Raw genomic sequence first — 20305 nt, forward strand, 5'->3', positions numbered from 1 at the left:
CCGCGGCGCCGCGCTGCTCGACGGCGGCGCGCCGCTCGGCTCGGCGTGCGGTGCGATCATCATCACCGCGCTGATCGCGGGCCTCGGCTCGTGGCGGCTCGCGTTCGTCGTCGCGGGCGCGGGCACGATCGTCGTCGGCATCTTCGCGTGGTGGTACATCCGCAACCATCCGTCCGAGCATGCCGGCGTGAACGCGGCCGAGCTCGAGCACGTGACCGCGCATGCGGCCGCGGCCCGCGCGGGCGAGCCGAAGGGCAGCGTGCCGTTTCGCGAACTGCTGCGCGACCGTTCCGTGCTGTTCATGTTCGCGAGCTGGGCCTGCTACAACAGCGTGTTCTACGGGCTGATGACGTGGATGCCCAGCTACCTGCACAAGGCGCACGGCTTCGACCTCAAGCAGATGGGCGGCGCGACCTTCATCATCTTCATGTGCGGCTTCGTCGGCGAGCTGTTCGGCGGCTGGCTCGCCGACAAGTGGCGTGCGGCCGGCGGCGCGCCGAACCGCGTGATGCGCGCGATGTTCTCGGTCGCGGGCCTCGCGTCCGCCGCGGCGATCCTCGCGGTGAGCTTCGCGACGGGGCTCGTCAGCGTCGTCGTGCTGCTGTCGGTCGCGTTGTTCTTCATCCGCTGGTGCGGGATGTTCTGGGGCGTGCCGGCGGCGCTCGGCGGCCAGTCCCGGGCGGGCCTGCTCGCGGGCGCGATGAACTTCGGCGGCAACATCGTCGGCGTCATCGTGCCGATCCTGATCGGCCTCATCGTGCAGTTCACCGGCACCTATTTCCTTGCGCTGATGTTCTTCGTCGTCGCGGCATTCGGCCTGGCCGTCTGCGCGAGCCTCATCGATTACCGCGACCGGGGCCTCGACTGAAGCCCGTCGCCCGATTCAACCGGAACCGAACCATGTCGTCACTTCCCACCGAAACCCGGCAGCCGCCGGCCGCGTCGCGCACGCGCGCGATCCGGCTCGATCCCGCCGACGATGTCGTCATCGCCGTCGAGCAGCTCGTCAGCGGCACGCGCCTCGACGACGAAGGCGTGAGCGTCGCGGGGCTGATCCCGCCCGGTCACAAGATTGCGACGCGCGCGATCGACGCCGGCGCGCCCGTGCGCCGCTACGGCCAGATCATCGGCTTCGCGAGTCAGCCGATCCGGCCCGGCCAGCACGTCCACACGCACAACCTCGACATGGGCGAGTTCGCGCGCGATTACGCGTTCGGCGAAGGCACCCGCGATACCGCGTTCGTGCCCGAGGCGCAGCGCGCGACGTTCGACGGCATCGTGCGCGCCGACGGCCGGGTCGCGACGCGCAACTACATCGGCATCCTGACGTCGGTGAACTGCTCGGCGACGGTCGCGCGCGCTGTCGCCGATCATTTCCGCCGCGACATCCACCCCGACGCGCTCGCCGCGTATCCGAACGTCGACGGCGTGGTGGCGCTGACGCACGGCGTCGGCTGCGCGGTCGACCCCGACGGCGACGCCCTCGCGATCCTGCAGCGCACGCTCGGCGGCTATGCGTGCCATCCGAATTTCGCGGCCGTGCTGGTGATCGGGCTCGGTTGCGAAACCAACCAGATTCCGCGCCTGCTCGAAACCCAGGGGCTGACGGAGCACGCGCGGCTGCGCACGTTCACGATCCAGGACAGCGGCGGCACGCGCAAGACGATCGAGAAGGGCATCGCGCTCGTCGAGTCGATGCTGGCCGCCGCGAACGACGTGCGGCGCGAGCCCGTCGATGCGAGCCACCTGACGGTCGGCCTGCAATGCGGCGGCTCCGACGGCTATTCGGGCATCACCGCGAACCCCGTGCTCGGCGCGGCGGTCGACCTGCTGGTGAAGCACGGCGGCACCGCGATCCTGTCCGAAACGCCGGAGATCTACGGCGCCGAGCATTTGCTCACGCGCCGCGCGGAGTCGCGCGACGTCGGCGAGAAGCTGGTCGCGCGGATCCGCTGGTGGGAGGACTATTGCGCGCGCCATCACGCGGCGATGAACAACAACCCGTCGGCCGGCAACAAGGCGGGCGGTCTCACGACCGTGCTGGAGAAATCGCTCGGCGGCATCGCGAAGGCCGGCAGCACGAATCTCGTCGACGTCTACGAATACGCGATGCCCGTTCGCGCGAAAGGGCTCGTGTTCATGGATACGCCAGGCTACGACCCGATCTCCGCGACCGGGCAGGTCGCGGGCGGTGCGAACCTGATCTGCTTCACGACGGGGCGCGGCTCCGCATACGGCTGCGCGCCGACGCCGTCGCTGAAGCTCGCGACCAACAGCGCGCTGTGGCGGCGGCAGGCCGACGACATCGACCTGAACTGCGGCGATGTGCTCGACGGCGGCGCGCGCATCGACGCGCTCGGCGCGACGCTGTTCCGGATGATGCTCGACGCGGCGTCCGGCCACGCGACGCGCAGCGAGCTGCACGGCTACGGGCAGAACGAATTCGTGCCGTGGCAGATCGGCGCGATCACCTGATTTGAATCCTCTGCGGCAAGGAGTGCCACTGATGCAACCGAACATTTCATCCGCGCGCTTTCGTGGCGTGTTTCCCGTCGTGCCGACGATCTTCACCGACGACGGCCGTCTCGACCTCGACGGACAACGCCGCTGCGTCGACTTCATGATCGATGCGGGATCGAACGGCCTGTGCGTGCTCGCGAATTTCTCCGAGCAGTTCTCGCTCGCCGACGACGAGCGCGATGCGGTGATGCACTGTGTGCTCGAGCACGTCGCCGGCCGCGTGCCGGTGATCGTCACCACATCGCATTTCGGCACGACCGTGTGCGCGCAGCGCAGCCGCCGCGCGCAGGACGCGGGCGCCGCGATGGTGATGGTGATGCCGCCGTATCACGGTGCGACGTTTCGCGCGGGCGAGGCGGCGATCGTCGAGTTCTTCCGCAGCGTCTCCGATGCGATCGACATCCCGATCATGATCCAGGACGCGCCGGCGAGCGGCACGCACCTGCCTGCCGCGCTGCTCGCGCGGATGGCGATCGAGATTCCGAACGTGTCGTACTTCAAGATCGAGGTGCCGCAGGCGGCCGCGAAGCTGCGCGAGCTGATCGCGCTCGGCGGCGACGCGATCGTCGGGCCGTGGGACGGCGAGGAGGCGATCACGCTGATGGCCGATCTCGAAGCAGGCGCGACGGGGGCCATGACGGGCGGCGCGTATCCGGACGGGATCCGCCGGATCGTCGACGCATGGGCGGCCGGCCGTGCGGACGAAGCCGAGCGCGAGTACGGGCGCTGGCTGCCGCTCATCAATCACGAGAACCGCCAAGGCGGCATCGCGACCGCGAAGGTGCTGATGAAGGCGGGCGGCGTGATCGCGTCGGACGCCGTGCGTCATCCGCTGCCGTCGATGCATCCCGACACGCGCGCGAGCCTGCTGCGGATCGCCCGCTCGCTCGATCCGCTTGTGCTGCGCTGGGGCCGCTGAGCGCTGCGCGCGACGGCACGGTTCAACGATTTCACGATTCAACGATGTTCAACGAGGACGATTTATGCAGATTTCTGGCGCTTCCCTGATCGGTCGACGCAGCGCGGCCGGCGCCGCGGGATTCCAGGCGATCGACCCGGCGACCGGCGCGGTACTTGCCCCCGTGTTCGGCCGCGCATCGGCGCAGGACGTCGACGCAGCCTGCGTGCTGGCCGCACAGGCATTCGACGCGTATTCGCATACGTCGCTGCACGCGCGCGCGGCGTTTCTCGACACGATCGCCGAGAGGCTGCTCGCGCTCGGGGATTCACTGGTCGAGCGCTGCGTCGCGGAAAGCGGTCTGCCGCGCGCGCGCATCGAAGGCGAGCGCGCCCGCACCGTCGCGCAGCTTCGGATGTTCGCGCAGGTCGTGCGGGCGGGCGACTTTGTCGGCGTGCGCATCGATCCCGCGCAGCCGGCGCGTCAGCCGCTGCCGCGCGTCGACCTGCGCGTACAGCACGTCGCGCTGGGCCCCGTCGCCGTGTTCGGTGCGAGCAATTTCCCGCTGGCATTCTCGGTCGCGGGCGGCGACACGGCGTCGGCGCTGGCGGCCGGCTGCCCGGTGATCGTGAAGGCGCATCCCGCGCATCCGGGCACGTCGGCGCTCGTCGGTCGCGCGATTCAGCAAGCCGTGGAGGCATGTGCGATGCCGGATGGCACGTTCTCGCTGCTGTTCGACGACGGTTACGAGGTGGGTGCCGCGCTCGTGCGCGATCCACGCATCCAGGCGGTGGGCTTTACGGGCTCGCGCGGCGGCGGCGTCGCGCTGATGGCGCTCGCGGCTGCGCGACCGCAGCCGATACCCGTCTACGCGGAGATGAGCAGCGTGAATCCCGTGCTGCTGTTTGCGCATGCGCTCGACGCGCGCGCGGAGGCGATCGGCCGCGCATTTGCGGCGGCGCTGACGCTCGGCGTCGGTCAGTTCTGCACGAATCCGGGCCTGATTCTCGGCGTCGACGGCCCCGCGCTGCGGCGCTTCGAGGCCGCCGCCGCCGCCACGCTGGCCGATCTGCCCGCGGCTGCGATGCTTACGCCCGGCATTCACCGCGCGTACGACGAGGCGGTCGTGCGCCTTGGTGCGCAGGCCGGTGTCGAATTGCTTGCGCGCGGCGCGGCGGCCGATGACGGGATCCGTCATGCGGGCCGCGCGGCGCTGTTCGCGACGCAGGCCGACCGGTTCGCGCATCAGCCCGGGTTGCACGACGAAGTGTTCGGCCCCGCATCGCTCGTCGTGCGCTGCCCGGATCTCGACACGATGCATGCGCTCGTCGAGCGGCTCGACGGGCAGCTCACGACAGCGCTGCATGTCGACGACGGCGATCACGACGCGGCGCGTGCATTCATGCCGCTGCTCGAACGGCGCGCGGGGCGCATTCTCGTGAACGGCTTCGGCACGGGTGTCGAGGTCGCGCATGCGATGGTGCACGGCGGTCCGTATCCGGCGACGTCGGACGGCCGCTCGACATCGGTGGGCAGCCTCGCGATCGGCCGCTTCCTGCGCCCGGTCTGCTATCAGGACGTGCCCGATGCGCTGCTGCCCGATGCGCTGCGCGATGCGAATCCGCTGGGCGTGCCGCGCGCCATCGACGGACATCGCGATGCGCAAGCGTGACGGGCCGGTTCCCGAACCGGTGAAGCGACGACGGCGCGCTTTCGACTGATCATTGGCCGCTCGCCCGACGGCGTTTCATGCGTGTGCGGCGATGTGCCGGCGAAGCGGCGCCGTCGTCGCCGCGCACGCGCTGCGTGCGGCTTCTGCCGATTGCGCGGCGATGCGTTTTATGGTCTCGTTGCGGGATATCGCATCGACTCGAAAAAGGACGTCGAATGCAGCCGGGCGATTCACACGGGGTCCGATTAGTCAGGGGAATCGGCGCACGTACGCGCGCCCGCTGCGCCGTGCGCAGGCTGCTCATCATATTGACACTGGGCTTGCTCGCGCCCGGCCTGCCGGCTTTCGCCGACTCTCCCGAAACCGTCAACGGCAACGTGCTGCGCGTGCTGGCCTGGCCCGGTTATGCGGACCGCGACGTCGTCAGCGCGTTCGAGGCGCAATTTCACGTACGCGTCGAAGTGACGTTCGTCGACTCCGACGAAGCGTTGTGGACGCGGATGCACAGCGCGGCGCCGCCGCCGTACGACGTGCTGGCCGCAAACACGGCCGAGATCCAGCGCTACGCGCACGAACGTCTGCTCGCGCCGATCGACCTGTCGCGCATCCCGAACCGGCGGCGGCAGTTGCCGAACTTCCAGCAGCTCGCGACGATCGACGGGCTCGTCGAAGAGGGGGCTGCCCATGCGATCCCGTTTACGTATTCGTCGATGGGGCTGATCTACGACCGCAGGCAGGTTTCCGCCGCACCGCGCTCGATGCGGGAGCTATGGAATCCGCGCTACCGCGGCAAGGTGCTCGACTTCAACAGCGCGCAGCACAATTTTTCGTTCACGGCGCTGGCGCTCGGCTATCCCGATCCGTTCCGCCTGTCGCCCGCGCAGACGCTCGCCGTCGCGCACAAGCTGATCGACCTGCGCCGCAACCTGCTGACGTACTACACGCTTCCTGAAGAGGCGACCGCGCTGTTCGTCGAGCATCGCGCGGCGCTGATGTTCGGCAATTACGGCACGCAGCAGGTGGAACTGCTGCGGCGCGCCGGCGCGGACGTCGGCTACGTGATCCCGGACGAAGGCGCGCTCGCGTGGCTCGACTGCTGGGCCGTCACGCGCGGCGCGCAGCATCCCGAGCTCGCGTTCGCGTGGATCAACTACATGCTGGAACCGGCGATCGGCGCGCTGCTGACCGAACGCCAGGGCCTCGCGAACACGCTCGCGCCGCCGCCGGGCCTCGATACCGGGCACCAGCATCTCGTCTGGCTCCAGCCCGTCGAGGACATCGCGCGGCGCGAATCGCTGTGGAGCCGCATCGTGTCGGGCGACCGTCCGGAGCGGTTCGGAAAATGATCCGGCTCGGGCTCACATCGAAACTGTCGGTGCTGTTCGCATGCATCGGCGTGATCGCGTCCGGCACGACCGGCTATTACGCATATCGCGCGAACCGCGCGATGCTCGTGCAGGAGGCACAGCACAGCCTGCTGATGTCGACGCAACTGCTCGGGCAACGCTTCACCACCGCGCTGTCCGACGTCGCGGACGATGCGCTCGTGCTCGCGCAGATGCCGTCGTGCGCGCTGGTCTCGGGCGGCGACAACCGGGATGGCGCGTCACGCGCGCGGCTCGAGCTCGAGCAGGTGTTCTACAGCTTCATGAGAAATCACCCGGAATACCTGCAGGTTCGCCTGATCGCGCGCGGGGATTTCGGGATCGAACGCATTCGCGTCGATCGCGATGCGCACGGCATCGTCGTGCTGCCGGACAGCGCGTTCCAGGAGAAAGGACAGTTTTCCTACGTATTCGATACGCTCGCGACGGCACCGGGTCATATCTACCTGTCGCCGATCGTGATCAACCACGAGACGGGAACGCACGCGGCCGAGGGGCTGCCGATCCTGCGCGTGGGCACGCCGGTCGTCGACGCGTCGGGCCAGACGGTCGGCGCACTCGTCGTCGATGTCGAACTGTCGCGCGTGTTCGACCGGCTCGAGCGCGATCTGCCGGAAGACTACGCGGTGTATCTCGCGAACGAGTGGGGCGATTTCCTCGTGCACCCCGATCCGTCGCAGACGTTCGGCTTCGATCGCGGGCGGCGCGTGCTGATGCAGGACCGCTTCGCCGTCACGCGCGCGCTGTTCGACAGCGCCCGCACGAACGTTACCCTCAACGGCCTGACCGATCCCGCCGATGCGCCGGGGCAGATGTTCGCGTTCGCGCGTACGCCGTTCGGGCACGACGAGGGCAACCGCTTCGTCGTGCTCGGGATGGGGCGCCCGCTGGCCGACGTGCTGGCGCCGGCCGGCGTGCTCGGCGAACGGATCATCCGGATGGTGCTCGTGTCGAGCCTGATGGCGGTCATCCTCGCGATCCTGTTCGCGCGCGCGATCACGCGGCCGCTGCAGACGCTCGCGCGCGCGGCGACGCACGTGTTCGACGATCCGGCCGCCGAGCAGTTGCCGGTCGGGCGCGCCGACGAGATCGGCGTGCTCGCGCGCTGTTTCGACAGCATGCGCGTCGAGATCCGCACGCAGGTCGCGATGCTGCGCGCGAAGCAACTGGAACTCACGCACCTCGCCGGCCACGATGCGCTGACCGCGCTGCCGAACCGCCTGCTGTTCATGGAGCAGCTCGATGCCGCGATCCGGCGTGCGGCCGCGATGCATGAGGGGCTGGCCGTGATGTTCGTCGATCTCGACCGCTTCAAGCAGATCAACGACCAGCACGGGCACTCGGCCGGCGACCGCGCGCTCGTCGCGGTCGCCAAGCGGTTGAGCCTCGTGCTGCGCGGCGGCGACATGGTCGCGCGGCTCGGCGGCGACGAGTTCATCGTGCTGATCGCGGACGTGCGCTCACCGGCGGTGATCGGCGACGTCGCGTCGCGCATCCAGCTCGTGATGGCTGAAGAACTGGAGTTCGGCGACCGGCGCATGGCCGTCGGCGCGAGCATCGGCGTCAGCGAGTTTCCGGCCGACGGCGCGTCCGCCGAGGAACTGCTCGTCAAGGCCGACGCGGCGATGTACGCGGCGAAGGCGTCTGCGCAATGCGCATACGTGCGCTACCAGGAACTGGTCGGCAGCGGGAGTGCCGCCGGCGGTGGGGCGGACGAAGCGGCCGGCCGCGTCGCGTCGGGCGAAAGCCGGTGACGGCCGGTCGCACGATACGTGCGATGCAAACGCAACGAGCCCGTCGCGGGACGGGCTCGTTGATGGTGCAGGCTGCGCGCGAAGGCGCGCGGCGGCAGGCTTAGTGGCCGAAGTAGACCGAGTCGCGCGGGTTCTGCACCTTGACGACCGGTGCGCCACCCTGGACGGTCGCGGCCGGTTGCGCACCGTAGCCGCTGTTGTCGGCGCCGCGCACGCGGGCTTGCGCGGCTTCGATGTCGGCCGGGTAGTGCGGGCTCGCCTGGCTCGGCTTGTAGCCGGCTTGTTCGAGCTGAACCAGTTCGTTCTTCACTTGCGCGCGGGTCACGGTGCTTTGGGCGAATGCGCCGAACGAAGCGGACAGGGCGACAGCGGCAACGACTGCGGAAACGAGCGATTTCATGATGACCTCCGATGTTTATTGGCTTTCCGCGTTCGACACCATGTCGTAAGCGGTTGATTACATCGTAGGCGCCGGTCGACCTAGGGTAAACGTGAGTTTTGGTGAAAGATCGTTGTCGCTGGAGTAATAATTCCGGGATATGCGCGTTCCGTCCCTATTCGATGTTGCCGGATTTGCAAGGGAGCGGAGCGAATGCGCGCGACGCGGATGGCGTGCACGACGGGTGCCCGGCGGCGAAGGCGCGGGTGGAGAGGCGGCGGGAGGGTTGCGTTGCCGACGGGTCAGACGTCGTCGTCGATTTCCTTGCGTTCCCGGCGTTCCTCGTTGCCGCGGCGCGCGCGCAGGCGCTGGCGCGACAGCACGGCGATCACCTGCTGGGTCGGCGCGCCGGACGGCAGTTCGTTGCGGATGCGATCGGGCACCATGGGCAGGCCCGCGCGCTGCCGGCGCAGCGCCTTGGCGATTGCCCGGCGGCATTCGTCACCGTGGCAATCCCATTCATCGCGGATTCTCTGGCAATAACGGCATTGTTCCATCCGGACAGTCTAACGCGTCTTCGGGAACCGGGCTGGACGCACCGGCTTGAGTGGATCAGGCGCCGGGCGCTGCACCGGCGAGCGCGTTTGCATGCGACTGGAAGCGGCGATGTTCTTCCGGCGGCACGAGCGAGCCGCCCGTCGCCCAGATGACGTGCGTCGCCCGGCGCAGGTCGATCGCGTGGCGATGGACGTAGTCCTTTCCGGCCGGGGAGTGCGTCAGCCAGCCGGGGCCGCCGACGGCAGCGGCGGCCGACGGCTCGAGTTCCACGCCCGTCGCGCGCCGGACCGCGAGCAACTGCGCGTAAAGCTGCGCGTCGCTGACGGTGAAGACGCCCGACAGCTGGGACGCCATCAGCGGGCTGACGAGGTGCGACGCCTGCGCGACTGCCAGGCCATCGGCCTCGGTCCGGTTGTCGAGCCCCGCGTCGTAGACGGATACGGGCTTCCCGGGGCCGGCGGCCAGCTGGACCAGCATGCACGGCGAAGCGACGGGTTCCGCGAAAAAGCAATGCACGTGCTCGCCGAACAGCGCCTTGAGACCATAGGCGATGCCGCCCGGTGCGCCGCCGACGCCGCACGGGATATGGACGAAGAGCGGATGCGCCGCATCCACGCCGCGGCCCGCCCCGGCGAGCTGTGCGGCGAGATGCCGGGCACCGGCCGCGTAGCCGAGGAACAGCATCAGCGAGCCTTCGTCGTCGACGAAGTGGCTGCGCGGTTGATGGCGTGCCTGCGAGCGTCCCGCCGCGACGGCTTGCGCGTAGTCGCCGTCATGTTCGATCACGCGAACGCCGCGTGCTCTCAGGCGCGCCTTCTTCCACGGCTTCGCGTCGGTCGACATGTGAACGACCGACTCGAACCCCAGCGCGGCGGCCATCACGCCGATGCTCAGGCCGAGATTGCCGGTGCTGCCCACGATGACGGTGTGCGCGGCAAACAGTTCGCGTGCGGCGGTCGAGGCGAGGAGCCGACGGTCGCCCGCGGGTTCGAGCAGGCCGTGTTCGATCGCGATCGACTCCGCGAGCGCGAGCACTTCGTGAAAGCCGCCGCGCGCCTTGATCGAGCCGGCGACCGGCAGTGCGTCGTCGCGCTTGATGAACCACACGCCGTGTTCGTCTGCCGGGAGCGACAAGCTGCGCTGCAGGCTGTCTGCCGGCATCAGCGGCGATTCGATTTTTCCTGCGCTCGCCGCGAGTTCGGGAAACAGCTCGGCCATCAGCGGTTCGCAGCGCGCCAGCCGCGCTTCGGCCATCGCAATGGCGTCGATCGTCGGCGCGTCGTGCGGCAGCGGGCTGCCGGCGTGGGGGTTCAGCCACAGCAGCGGGTGGCGAGATTGCAGCTTGGCTAATAGATCGGAAGGCTGGAGCGTGAAGGTCATGGATCGGTCTTGCGTCGGATGAGCGGCGAATCAGGCTTGAATGCTACGATTCGAACCGGTTGCGCAAAAGCGCCGATTTCTAATGAATGCATTAGCCCGACTTATAAATATGCGACTCGACGGTTCGATCCTTGGTGCGTTGCTGTGCTTTGAAACGGCCGGCCGGTTGCTGAGCTTCACGAAGACGGCACAGGCGTTCAACCTGACGCAAAGCGCCGTGAGCCAGCAGATCCGGAACCTGGAGGACCGGCTGGGTTACCCGCTGTTCGTGCGTCAGGCGCGCGGGCTGAAGTTGACCGAGAAGGGCGCGACCCTGCTCGGAACGATGTCGAGCGCGTTCGGCGACATCCATCGCACGCTTCAGGCGCTCGGCATGCCGGACGCGCCGCTGCAGGTGAGCTGTCTGCCGTCGCTCGCGCTGCAATGGCTGATGCCGCGCCTGTCCGAATTTCATCGGCTGCAACCGGACGTGCCGGTTCGCGTGAAGGCCGAGTTTCAGGTGCTGGATCGTCAGGCCATGGAGACCGACGACATCGACGTGGCGGTGCGCTACGACCCGGTGCAATACGGGCGGCTGCATGCCGAGGCCATCCTCGACGAAATCCTGTTTCCGGTCGCCACGCCCGCGTATCTGGCGCAGCATCCGTCCTTTGCCGGCGGGGAGTCGCTGGACGGCGTCGTCCTGCTGCACGACGCGGCTCCGTGGGGCGGCGCACCCGAGTTCGTGGAGTGGCGCACGTGGCTGGAGGCGGTTCGTCCCGCGTGGATGGCGCATCTTGACGGCCCGCAGTTCAATTTCTCCAGCCTGGCAATCACGGCCGCGCTGAACCATCAGGGCGTCGCGATGGGGCGCGCCGCGCTGGTACATGACGAGATCGCGAGCGGACGGCTCGTGGATGTTTTCGGCAGGCACGTGCGTGCGCCGGCGCGCTACATGCTGTTGTCACGCAATCCCGACGATCCGCGCACCACGGTTTTTTCGGACTGGCTCAAGGCCGAGTGTGCACGCTTCGATGCGGCTCGGTCACGCTTGCTTTCGAACGGAAGCCGGCACGGGTAGCCGAAGCTGCCGGATGGCCGGATCGGAGTGCGAAGGAGTTGAGAAATGAGCGCCGCAAACTACGATTTCCCGTCCGTCTCCATACGGAATGCTTGCGCACGGACGCGGCTGGCGAGCGTTACTTGAGTTGCCAGATACCCCAGACGGCGATCAACAGGCCAAGGCCGAATCCGCAGCCGAGCAACACGTAGGTTTCCATTGCAGGTCTCTGAAAGCGTGGCAGCGCCGATGCGGACATCGGCGTGCGAGCAGGACAGTCGGTGACGTATCGTTCGCATCGTCGGGCGCGGCGATACGCCGGGTCCGCGAATACTACGCTCGGCAGCTTTCAGAACGCATGCGGGATCGATGGCAATCCGCCGCCCGTCAGTGCGTGCCCGCGTGCGTGTTGTCCACCTGGGTAACGTGCGATCCGCCGTGCCGGAACACGCCCGATTTCCAGATCATCTGCGATGCCGCGACGAGCACGAAGAGCAACACGACCATCCTGAAGCTCCGGGGCGACATCTTGTCCCGCAGCGGGCGAACGAGCCACGTGCCGGCAATGGCCGGCAGGCTGGCCGCCGCCGAGATCGCGAGGTCGGCGGCGCTCGCGTGCGCGGCGCCGCTGAACGTCGTGAGCAGCGTGACGATCGACACCACGAGGATGATCGCGATCTGCTTCGTGAAGACGCGCCCGGTTGCGCCGGACGAAATCAGGTAGGTGGCGAGCAGCGGGCCGGGAACCGACGCGATGCTTTCCATCAGCGCGGCGCCGAAGCCGAGTGCGAAGCCGACGGGCTTCTGCCAAGCGGGAGGCAGGTTGAGCTTCGGCGCGGCGAGCATCAGCGTCGCGGCGACGATCAGCAGCGCGCCGGACGCCGCCTGCGCATGACCCGGATTGAGCGAGAGCAGGATCGCGACACCGACGATGTTGCCGATCACGGTGCCCGCGATCGGTGCGGCGATCTTGCGTGCGGTCGCCAGCACCTGGCCGCCTTCCAGCGCCTGCGGAATGTTGCCGAGGATGATCGGCATCGACAGCAGCAGCACCGCATGCCGGATCGGCAGGAACTGGCTGAGTATCGGCATCGCGATCAGCGGCACGCCTATGCCGGTGATCCCCTTGGCCATGCCGCCCAGCAGCAGCGCGACGGCGATGCCGGCCAGATCGAACGCGCCGAGCCCCTGCAGGCTGGAAACCAGCACACCTTCAGTCAGATTGAAATGCATCATGGAATGGCTTGTCGCGGCATATCCGGCAGCGAGCGCTGTCGAAGGAGCCCGTTGCGGCGCGTGCGTGTTGCACGCATGTGTTCTGGATCGGCTTGGCCGGGCGTCGATCGCACGGCGCCGCATCGTTGCGCGGCCGGGTCCGCAGGCAATCGACGCGCGGTTCGAGGATGCATCTTACCCGAGCGTTGCGGAGGGCATTCGGCGCGGGGCGCGGCGTGCCATCGGTATCGTCGGCGCGATCATGTGCGCGGTTCAATATAATTCATGACCATGTATCGCCTCATGCGCGATATGCATCTACTGGAACAAGGAAACCCGATGACCCTTGCGCAGTTGCAGGCCCTGGCGGCCGTGGTCGAACTCGGCTCGCTCACGGCCGCGGCCGACCGGTTGAGCCGCAGTCAATCCGCGATCAGTCATGCGCTGACCGAGCTGGAAGACATCACGGAGGTCAAGCTGCTCTGGCGCGACCGGCAGCCGGTCGTCCTGACGGCGGCGGGCGAACGCCTGTGGCCGTACATCCAGAACGTGGTGCGCGAAGCGCAGTTGCTGCGCCAGCAGTTCAGCCTGTCGCGCGGCAAGCTCGAAGGGAAGCTGGTGGTCGCGTCGCTGCCAAGCGTGTCGCTGGCATTCGTCGTGCCGGCACTCGAGGCGCTGAAGGAGATGCACCAGGGCGTGTCGGCGGTGCTGCTCGAAGGCACGGACAGCGAAGTCGAAGGGTGGATCGAGGACGGTACCGCCGACGTCGGCGTGGTGGCCGGCACGAAGACCTTCGCGCACACGCTGCCGCTGCTCGACGAGGACTTCGTCGCGGTGGCGGCGGATGGCATGTTCACGGGCCGCAAGAGCGTGTCGGCGAAGCAGTTGTCCGCGGCCCCGTTCATTTTCTCGAAGGCAGGATGCGGGCCGGTGATCGCGGATTACTTCGCGCGCAGCGGCACGCTGCTGCACGCTGCGTTCAACGTGGTCGAGATGCGCACCATCCTGTCGATGGCGGAGGCCGGCATGGGCGTGTCGATCGTTCCGCGCATCACGCTCACGTACACGCCGTTCGGCGGCCGCGTGCTGGCGCTTTCGCCACGGCTGCATCGTTCCGTCCGGCTGTCGTGGAACGCGTCCGGCAATGCGATCGCCGATGCGTTCGTGCGGCTCGTCGACGCGCAACGCGCGAAGGCGGCGAAGGCGATTCACGCGCGCGCGAAAAGGAGCCGGTAACGAACGGCCGGTGCGATGAAAAGCGCTCATGGGCGGCTTGCAGTTTATTCATGCCGATGGTGATCGAGATGCAATACATTGATCAAACTCGCCCCCTGACCGCTTCGCCCCGAAGGAGATTGCCGTGCCGGCCTTGCCCACCTTGCTTGCATTCGGACTCGTGTCGCTCGGCATGGTGCTGACGCCCGGGCCGAACATGATCTACCTGGTGTCGCGCTCGATCTGCCAGGGCCGCCGTGCCGGGCTGGTGTCGCTCGGCGGCGTCGCGCTGGGGTTCGTCTTCTACATGGTGTGCGCGGCGCTGGGCATCACCGCGCTGGTATTGGCCGTGCCGTATGCGTACGACGTGCTGCGCTTTGCCGGTGCGCTTTATCTGGCGTACCTGGCGTGGCAGGCGCTGAAGCCGGGCGGCCGCTCGGCGTTCCAGGTCAGGCAACTGCCGCACGATAGCCGCGCGAGGCTCTTCACGATGGGCTTCGTCACGAACCTCGCGAATCCGAAGATCGCGGTGATGTATCTGTCGCTGCTGCCGCAGTTCATTTCGCCGGGGCACGGCAGCGTGCTCGCGCAATCGCTGGCGCTCGGCAGCGTGCAGATCGCGGTGAGCGTCAGCGTGAATGCGCTGATTGCCTGCATGGCCGGCGCCATCGCGGGTTTTCTTGCGGGGCGGCCGGTCTGGGCGTCGGTTCAGCGCTGGTTGATGGGCACGGTGCTGGCGGGACTCGCCGTGCGTATCGCACTGGAGTCGCGCAGCTGACGCGAGTGAGTGGCCGACGGGTTGCGGGATCGCAGGGTGCTTCCGAGTTGCATCGTGACGGACGCGCCCGGTTTCGTCAGCCCTGTCTGTTGCCCTGCGCTTCGTTGCCGACCCGCACGGGCGCGGCTTTTTCGTTGCGCCGGCCGCGCGTCGCGAGCCAGCACAGGATCGACCCGCCGCATACCATCGACGCGCCTTGCCAGAATTCGATCGACAGCGGCGCATGCAGCAGCGTCGCGGCGAGCATGGCGGCGAGTACCGGGGTGAAATACGATGCGCCGACGATGATCGTCACGTTGCCGTGCATGATGCCGGTGTTCCAGGCCGCATAGCCGAACCCCAGCGCCGATGCCGCCAGCACGATGTAGATGGCCGCTTGCAGGCTGAACGTCATGCCGCCGCCGCCTTCGACCGCGAACTTGATCCAGAGCGCCAGCGCAACCAGCATGAAGAACGGCGTGACGCCGTTCTTGCCGTCCGCGATGCGCGCCGTCACCGTGCAATAGCCGGCCCAGATCAGCGCACCGAAGAACGCGAGGCCGTAGCTCAGCGGATTGTCCGTGACGTTGTGCAGCATGCCGGACGGATCGAGCCCCTGGTCGCCGCCGAGCACCCGGCAGATTCCGAGCATCGACAGCAGGACGCCGGGCACGACCAGCAGGTTGGCGCGCTGCTTGTTGAACACGATTGCCGCGACCAGCGTGAAGCTCGGCCACAGATAGTTGACCATCGCGACTTCGATCGCCTGCCGGCCGTTGCTCGCATAGCCGATCGACAGCGACAGGCACACCTCGTACGAGACGAACAGCAGCCCGCCCCAGAGCAGATAGTTTTTCGGGAATCGGCTCAGGTCGGGGAACCCGACCGAGAACAGCAGAAGCACGGAGGCCACCGTATAGATCATCGCGGCGCCGCCGGTCGCGCCGAGGCTTTCGCTGACTCCACGAACGAGGGCGACCACGGAGGCCCACAACAACACCGCGCCGAGCCCGGCGAGCGTTGCCTTATTCTTGCGCTTCATGCGTCCTGCCTGTTTCAACATTCAAATTCGCTATCGGATGATTCGGTTCCGCCTGCGCGGGACCCACGGGTACGTCGATCCGGATGGTCTCGATCCCGGTGTGCCGGCCGCGCACCGGGATCGACATGCCACGGCCGCCGACCCCGGATGCCTCGTCGTCGCCGAACGGCGTCGTCCCGTCGTCTTCGCCGAAGCAGTTGACGGTCGCGAACGTCCCGCTCATGGCGGAGTACGAGGCGCGCAGTCTACCGCGTGTCGTCGCGCAATGGCTTGCGACGGGCGTACAACAGGTGCCCGTGCGCCATCGCGGTATAGTCGCGCGGCAGATTCGCATCGAGCAGTTGGTCCGGTTTTCGTTGAAGCCCGTCGCCCGTATCGCGCTTTCAGGGAGGGAAGCCATGAAAGAAGTGCCGTATTTCTCGCAGTGGGAATCGATGCACCTGGTTTCGCGGTTCGTGTCCCGCGAATTGCGCGCGGAGGACGACCCGTTGTGGCATCGCTCCGGCGCAAGCACGCCGGAAGAATACGCGCAGTGGAGCCCGAACATCTGCGGTATCGCGTGCCTGAAGATGCTGCTCGCATACCGCTCGAACACGATCGTGCCGCTGCTCGAACTGGTACGCGAGGCCGTCGGGTTCGGCGTCTACCGGCCCGAACTCGGCGACACGGGCAAGCGTCTGCATTACCGGCCCTTCGTGCACTGGGTGCGCGAGCGCTACGGGATCGATGGCGATGTGGTGGAAGGGATCGATTCGGCCGCGCTCGAACCGAAGCTGCATGACGGGCACATGCTGATGGCGTCGGTGCATCCCGGCATCCGGCACGACGGCTTCGAGCCGCCGTCGCGCGGCGGGCACCTGGTGCTCGTGTTCGGCGCGAACCGCGACACCGGCGACTGGCTGTTCCACAATCCGTCCGGGTTCGACGTGCGCACGCAGCGCAACGTGGCGATGCCGCGCGCCACGTTCGGCCGCTATTTCGCGAACCGCGGCATCCTGATTGCCCCATGAAGTTGCGCATGCAACGAATCCCGCGCGCACAGCGTCAGGCGCCCGTCGCAACGGGCGCCTGACCGATCACCGGTCGTTGCGCTTCTTGCTCAGCTCGATCGTCTCGAACAGTGTGTAGTCGGCGGTCGGGTGCTGGTCGGCGCCCGGTGCGTGGTAGTAGCGCATCGTGATCGTCGTATGCCCGCCCGGCTTGCCCGGGTCGTGGTCGAACACGGCAATCCCGTAGCCGGTGCCGGTATCGCGACGCGCGGACCAGATCGCATCCTCGAGCGCATCGGCCGGCTGGCGCACGAACGTATTCGGCGCCGTGCCCGGCACCGGCCGGTTGGGCTTCGTGAACACCTTTGCCCGCGCAAAGCCGGTCGCCGGGTTTTCGCCGTATACGTCCAGCGGCGCGCTGGTGCCGCCGCCGCCCAGGATCAGGTGGATCGTGCCGTGGCTCGTGTCGAACGTCGTGCGGTCCGGGTCGTTCGATCCGACCGGGCGCGGCTGCAGCGTCTCGACTACTTCGCCGGTCGTCGCATCGACGCCCGCGCGGTGATTGCAGCCGCGTACCGGGTAGCTGCGCTCGTAGTCGTGATCGTGGCCGCACAGCACGAGGTCGACGCCGTAACGGTCGAACAGCGGCAGCCACGCTTCGCGAATGCCCTTGTCGGAACCGTTGCCCGTCTTCGACGAACTGAGCGCGTCCTGGTGCATCTGCACGACGATCCAGTCGATGTCGTCGTCGTGCGCGGCATGACGCAGCGTGTGTTCGAGCCAGCGCGTCTGCTCGCCGTTGCTGTAGCCGCGCACGTAGAACGACGTGCCGGGCTCGATCGGCGGGCGGCCCGTGCTCGCGGCCGGCACGAGCGGCGCGGGGCCACCGACGAACGCGGCGGCATCCTGGTACACGACGTCGTCGGCGTCGAGCGACACGAACAGCACCGAGCTCACGCGGAAGCTGTACCAGCGCCCCGGGAATCGCGTGCCGTTTTCCGGCAGCGTATAGCGCGCGAGATACGAGTCGAGCCCCTGCGGACCATTGTTGAACTCGATCTCATGGTTGCCGGGACACGGCATCCACGGACGATTCGCGGCCGACGTCTGGTTGTTGTTGCCGAAATCGCGCCACACCTCGGGCTGGTGCGCGGGGTTCAGGTTCGCGTAGCAGAGGTCGCCGTTCAGCAGGTGGAACAGCGGCTGGAACTGCTCGACGGCCTGCACCGCGAAGCGGCTCTGCGGCGACGACAGCACCCAGGCACCGTTCGGCGTCGCAAGGTCGCCGTAGCTCGTGAAGCGGAACGGCGCGCGGCCGCGCGGTGCGGTCGAGAAATGCGCGGAGAACGGCTGCGCGGCATTGCTGTCGTTGTCGGCCGTGATCTCGTAGCGGTAGCGCGTATTCGGCTTCAGCCCGTGCACGCGCGCGTGGTACGCGAATACGGTCTCGCCGTTCAGGCCGTCGGTGTACAGGCGCTGGACGCCATGCACGGTGCGCGGCGGCTCGCCGTCGGCGACGATGCGCGCGCGCGGATTGACGGCCGATGCGAGCGATGCCCACGAGATCACGACTTCCGACGTCGGGTCGTTGCCCCACGTCAGGTGGACCTGTTCGGGCGTGCCGTCCGGGGTCGACGCGGCGGCCCGGGCTGCCGCGAGGCCACCGGCGACGGTGGCGAGGCCGGATACGCCGGCGAGTTTCAGGAAGCCGCGGCGCGAGACGGACGCGGCGGGCTCGTTCGGCTGGATCGGGGAGTTGTCCTGGTTCGACATGGTCGGTGTTTTCGTGGATGGAGACGCGAGATGCGGAACCGCCCGGCCGTGCGTAAGCGTGGCCGGGGCGTGGGCCGGAAACGAGCGGGATCCCGGTGCCGGACATTGTCGGAGCGCAGTTTTGCCGGGTTGTGACAGCACGGCAACCCGCGGCAGCGCCGGCGCCTGCCGAGCTTGCGGATCGGGGCATCCGGCCCGCGGCGGCGCGCGTTCGCTTCGGCCGATATTTATTTGCCGACATCGCGACGGATTCTGACCACCTGCGCCGTTTAACGCATGAACGGCCGCTTTCGGTCGATACCTGCTACGTCGGAGTCTTTCATGAAGCTTTCCATTCCGTTGCGGTTTGCCACGACATGCGTGGCCGCGCTGGCTGCGTCCGCTGCGTTCGCGCAGGCCGTCATCGTCGCGCCTTACGCGCCGCCGCCGCCTCGTGTCGAAGTGATGCCGGCGCCGCGCGCGGGCTACGTGTGGGACCAGGGCCACTGGCACTGGCGCCAGGGTCGTTATGTCTGGATTCCAGGCCACTGGCAAGTGGTTCGCGTCGGTTATCACTGGGTGCCGGGCCACTGGGCCGCGCGCGGTCCAGCGTGGCGCTGGGTTCCGGGTCACTGGGCCTGATGCGCATGCCGCCGCACGGCACGCGGTGCCGGCGCGGCGGCGCCTTCCCGCAACGTCATGAGTCGCAGCGATGCCCTTTCGAACCGTGGTGATACTGGCAGCCGCAGCCATCGTGCTGGCCGGCTGTGTCGTGGTGCCGGCGCGTCCGGCCTATTACCGGCCCGCGCCGGTCGTCGTATATTGAGCGCGCCGGCCGCCGCTTGCGCGACCGGGCGGCCGGCATCCGATCGAACCGATCGACACGATCGCCATGCGGCCTGAAACGGATGCCGATGAAACGGACCTTGCCGATGCCGCGCGCGATGCGTGCGGCGATCCCGAACCGCCGGTGGGGCGGGGCCGGGTAATGGCGCGGCGCATGCAAGGAGAGCACGACGATGAGCTTCGGTCTGCCGACAGGCGCATTCACGAGCGCGCCGCGGCACAGACGCGCGATGCGCTGGAGCGCCCCGCGTTGAGCGACGGCGATCCGGACGCCGCGCTGGTGGCACGGGTCGGCGCGCGCGACGCGTCGGCCGTGCGCGTGCTCGTCGCGCGCAAGCTGCCGCGGCTGCTCGCACTCGCGACGCGCATGCTCGGCGACCGCACGGAAGCCGAGGACGTCGCACAGGAGACGTTCTTGCGGATCTGGAAACAGGCGCCGGGCTGGCGCGAGGGCGAGGCACGGTTCGACACGTGGCTGCATCGTGTAGTGCTGAACCTGTGCTACGACCGCTTGCGCGGCCGCCGCGAGGAACCGGCCGACGTGTTGCCCGACGTGCCCGATCCGCAACCGGAGCCGGCCATCCGCGCGGAGACCCGCTCGCGCGACGCGCGCGTGCGGCAGGCGCTCGCGGCGTTGCCGGCGCGGCAGCGCGAAGCGCTCGTGCTCCAGTACTATCAGGACATGTCGAACATGGAGGCGGCCGACCTGATGGGCATTACCGTCGACGCGCTGGAAAGCCTGCTCGCGCGCGCGCGGCGAAACTTGCGCGCGCAACTGGCCGGCGATTCACCTAGCGAGGACATCCGATGACACCCGAACGATTTCGTACCATCGTCGCCGCGTACGGCTCGGATGCGCGGCGCTGGCCGGACGGCGAGCGCGCGGCCGCCGAGGCATGGGCGC

At 68.2% G+C, this 20305-nt stretch carries 19 protein-coding genes; 12 read left to right on the forward strand and 7 right to left on the reverse strand.

Annotation, left to right across the window (positions count from 1 at the left end; all coding sequences use genetic code 11):
• The 6 genes from DPV74_RS26545 to DPV74_RS26570 all read left to right on the forward strand — a co-directional run.
• Window positions 1-868: MFS transporter (locus tag DPV74_RS26545; protein ID WP_119338263.1), on the forward strand; the 868-nt coding region annotated here is incomplete at its 5' end.
• 32 nt (window positions 869-900) lie between these two features.
• Entirely contained in the window at window positions 901-2475 is a 1575-nt protein-coding gene (locus DPV74_RS26550) for a UxaA family hydrolase (RefSeq protein WP_059683767.1), read from the forward strand.
• A gap of 31 nt (window positions 2476-2506) precedes the next feature.
• Window positions 2507-3439, forward strand: coding sequence for a dihydrodipicolinate synthase family protein (locus DPV74_RS26555; protein WP_059683765.1), 933 nt, complete (start codon window positions 2507-2509; stop codon window positions 3437-3439).
• Window positions 3440-3503: 64 nt separating this feature from the next.
• Complete coding sequence (locus DPV74_RS26560; protein ID WP_059683764.1) at window positions 3504-5090, forward strand: aldehyde dehydrogenase (NADP(+)); 1587 nt, start codon at window positions 3504-3506, stop codon at window positions 5088-5090.
• Window positions 5091-5305: 215 nt separating this feature from the next.
• A complete protein-coding gene (locus DPV74_RS26565) occupies window positions 5306-6436 on the forward strand; it encodes an extracellular solute-binding protein (protein WP_119338264.1) in 1131 nt (376 codons plus the stop codon).
• Complete coding sequence (locus DPV74_RS26570) at window positions 6433-8229, forward strand: GGDEF domain-containing protein (protein ID WP_027791789.1); 1797 nt, start codon at window positions 6433-6435, stop codon at window positions 8227-8229. Before DPV74_RS26565 ends, DPV74_RS26570 begins: the two co-directional genes overlap by 4 nt.
• A 100-nt stretch (window positions 8230-8329) precedes the next feature.
• Here the strand turns inward: DPV74_RS26570 and DPV74_RS26575 are convergent, their stop codons facing one another.
• The 3 genes from DPV74_RS26575 to DPV74_RS26585 form a co-directional block, all read right to left on the reverse strand.
• On the reverse strand, window positions 8330-8629 hold the full coding sequence (locus DPV74_RS26575; protein WP_027791788.1) for a DUF4148 domain-containing protein: 300 nt from the start codon (window positions 8627-8629) through the stop codon (window positions 8330-8332).
• A gap of 281 nt (window positions 8630-8910) precedes the next feature.
• Window positions 8911-9165 carry a hypothetical protein gene (locus tag DPV74_RS26580; protein ID WP_027791787.1) on the reverse strand — a complete coding sequence of 85 codons (255 nt, stop codon included), beginning with the start codon at window positions 9163-9165 and terminating at the stop codon, window positions 8911-8913.
• 55 nt (window positions 9166-9220) lie between these two features.
• Window positions 9221-10546: a D-serine ammonia-lyase gene (locus DPV74_RS26585; protein ID WP_060359159.1), complete on the reverse strand. Its 1326-nt coding sequence runs from the start codon at window positions 10544-10546 to the stop codon at window positions 9221-9223.
• 109 nt (window positions 10547-10655) lie between these two features.
• On the opposite strand from DPV74_RS26585, the gene DPV74_RS26590 reads away from it, so the two are divergent.
• Window positions 10656-11606 carry a LysR substrate-binding domain-containing protein gene (locus DPV74_RS26590; protein WP_059697360.1) on the forward strand — a complete coding sequence of 317 codons (951 nt, stop codon included), beginning with the start codon at window positions 10656-10658 and terminating at the stop codon, window positions 11604-11606.
• 366 nt (window positions 11607-11972) lie between these two features.
• Here DPV74_RS26590 and DPV74_RS26595 read toward each other — a convergent pair whose 3' ends face one another.
• Entirely contained in the window at window positions 11973-12821 is an 849-nt protein-coding gene (locus tag DPV74_RS26595; RefSeq protein ID WP_119338265.1) for a sulfite exporter TauE/SafE family protein, read from the reverse strand.
• 318 nt (window positions 12822-13139) lie between these two features.
• On the opposite strand from DPV74_RS26595, the gene DPV74_RS26600 reads away from it, so the two are divergent.
• Together DPV74_RS26600 and DPV74_RS26605 are read left to right on the forward strand one after the other, a co-directional pair.
• Window positions 13140-14036, forward strand: a complete 897-nt coding sequence (locus tag DPV74_RS26600; RefSeq protein ID WP_119338271.1) for a LysR family transcriptional regulator — start codon at window positions 13140-13142, stop codon at window positions 14034-14036.
• A gap of 124 nt (window positions 14037-14160) precedes the next feature.
• Window positions 14161-14793: a LysE family translocator gene (locus tag DPV74_RS26605; RefSeq protein WP_059697771.1), complete on the forward strand. Its 633-nt coding sequence runs from the start codon at window positions 14161-14163 to the stop codon at window positions 14791-14793.
• A gap of 76 nt (window positions 14794-14869) precedes the next feature.
• Here DPV74_RS26605 and yddG read toward each other — a convergent pair whose 3' ends face one another.
• Entirely contained in the window at window positions 14870-15814 is a 945-nt protein-coding gene (gene yddG, locus DPV74_RS26610; RefSeq protein ID WP_162923143.1) for an aromatic amino acid DMT transporter YddG, read from the reverse strand.
• A complete protein-coding gene (locus DPV74_RS26615; RefSeq protein WP_060085395.1) occupies window positions 15798-16037 on the reverse strand; it encodes a hypothetical protein in 240 nt (79 codons plus the stop codon). The genes yddG and DPV74_RS26615 overlap by 17 nt, the downstream gene beginning before the upstream one ends.
• Window positions 16038-16212: 175 nt before the next feature.
• Between DPV74_RS26615 and DPV74_RS26620 the strand changes: the two genes are divergently transcribed.
• The gene (locus DPV74_RS26620; protein WP_162923144.1) at window positions 16213-16824 is read left to right on the forward strand and encodes a C39 family peptidase; all 612 of its coding nucleotides are present in this window, start codon (window positions 16213-16215) and stop codon (window positions 16822-16824) included.
• A gap of 66 nt (window positions 16825-16890) precedes the next feature.
• Here DPV74_RS26620 and DPV74_RS26625 read toward each other — a convergent pair whose 3' ends face one another.
• Entirely contained in the window at window positions 16891-18576 is a 1686-nt protein-coding gene (locus DPV74_RS26625; protein WP_119338268.1) for a metallophosphoesterase family protein, read from the reverse strand.
• Window positions 18577-18897: 321 nt separating this feature from the next.
• On the opposite strand from DPV74_RS26625, the gene DPV74_RS26630 reads away from it, so the two are divergent.
• Window positions 18898-19197, forward strand: coding sequence for a YXWGXW repeat-containing protein (locus DPV74_RS26630; RefSeq protein WP_119338269.1), 300 nt, complete (start codon window positions 18898-18900; stop codon window positions 19195-19197).
• 250 nt (window positions 19198-19447) lie between these two features.
• Window positions 19448-20212 (forward strand): RNA polymerase sigma factor, encoded by a 765-nt coding sequence (locus DPV74_RS26635; RefSeq protein ID WP_119338270.1) that lies wholly within the window; start codon window positions 19448-19450, stop codon window positions 20210-20212.
• The last annotated feature ends 93 nt before the right edge of the window (window positions 20213-20305 follow it).

The sequence above is a fragment of the Burkholderia sp. HAN2018 genome (genome assembly GCF_024704855.1).
GTDB classification, from domain to species: domain Bacteria; phylum Pseudomonadota; class Gammaproteobacteria; order Burkholderiales; family Burkholderiaceae; genus Burkholderia; species Burkholderia cepacia.

What these genes read in the sequence shown, in the direction of transcription:
- DPV74_RS26550 (WP_059683767.1), top strand. Translation starts at nt 901, where the DNA reads ATGTCGTCACTTCCCACCGAAACCCGGCAGCCGCCGGCCGCGTCGCGC.
- DPV74_RS26555 (WP_059683765.1), top strand. Translation starts at nt 2,507, where the DNA reads ATGCAACCGAACATTTCATCCGCGCGCTTTCGTGGCGTGTTTCCCGTC.
- DPV74_RS26560 (WP_059683764.1), top strand. Translation starts at nt 3,504, where the DNA reads ATGCAGATTTCTGGCGCTTCCCTGATCGGTCGACGCAGCGCGGCCGGC.
- DPV74_RS26565 (WP_119338264.1), top strand. Translation starts at nt 5,306, where the DNA reads ATGCAGCCGGGCGATTCACACGGGGTCCGATTAGTCAGGGGAATCGGC.
- DPV74_RS26570 (WP_027791789.1), top strand. Translation starts at nt 6,433, where the DNA reads ATGATCCGGCTCGGGCTCACATCGAAACTGTCGGTGCTGTTCGCATGC.
- DPV74_RS26575 (WP_027791788.1), bottom strand. Translation starts at nt 8,629, where the DNA reads ATGAAATCGCTCGTTTCCGCAGTCGTTGCCGCTGTCGCCCTGTCCGCT.
- DPV74_RS26580 (WP_027791787.1), bottom strand. Translation starts at nt 9,165, where the DNA reads ATGGAACAATGCCGTTATTGCCAGAGAATCCGCGATGAATGGGATTGC.
- DPV74_RS26585 (WP_060359159.1), bottom strand. Translation starts at nt 10,546, where the DNA reads ATGACCTTCACGCTCCAGCCTTCCGATCTATTAGCCAAGCTGCAATCT.
- DPV74_RS26590 (WP_059697360.1), top strand. Translation starts at nt 10,656, where the DNA reads ATGCGACTCGACGGTTCGATCCTTGGTGCGTTGCTGTGCTTTGAAACG.
- DPV74_RS26595 (WP_119338265.1), bottom strand. Translation starts at nt 12,821, where the DNA reads ATGATGCATTTCAATCTGACTGAAGGTGTGCTGGTTTCCAGCCTGCAG.
- DPV74_RS26600 (WP_119338271.1), top strand. Translation starts at nt 13,140, where the DNA reads ATGACCCTTGCGCAGTTGCAGGCCCTGGCGGCCGTGGTCGAACTCGGC.
- yddG (WP_162923143.1), bottom strand. Translation starts at nt 15,814, where the DNA reads ATGAAGCGCAAGAATAAGGCAACGCTCGCCGGGCTCGGCGCGGTGTTG.
- DPV74_RS26615 (WP_060085395.1), bottom strand. Translation starts at nt 16,037, where the DNA reads ATGAGCGGGACGTTCGCGACCGTCAACTGCTTCGGCGAAGACGACGGG.
- DPV74_RS26620 (WP_162923144.1), top strand. Translation starts at nt 16,213, where the DNA reads ATGAAAGAAGTGCCGTATTTCTCGCAGTGGGAATCGATGCACCTGGTT.
- DPV74_RS26625 (WP_119338268.1), bottom strand. Translation starts at nt 18,576, where the DNA reads ATGTCGAACCAGGACAACTCCCCGATCCAGCCGAACGAGCCCGCCGCG.
- DPV74_RS26630 (WP_119338269.1), top strand. Translation starts at nt 18,898, where the DNA reads ATGAAGCTTTCCATTCCGTTGCGGTTTGCCACGACATGCGTGGCCGCG.
- DPV74_RS26635 (WP_119338270.1), top strand. Translation starts at nt 19,448, where the DNA reads ATGCGGCCTGAAACGGATGCCGATGAAACGGACCTTGCCGATGCCGCG.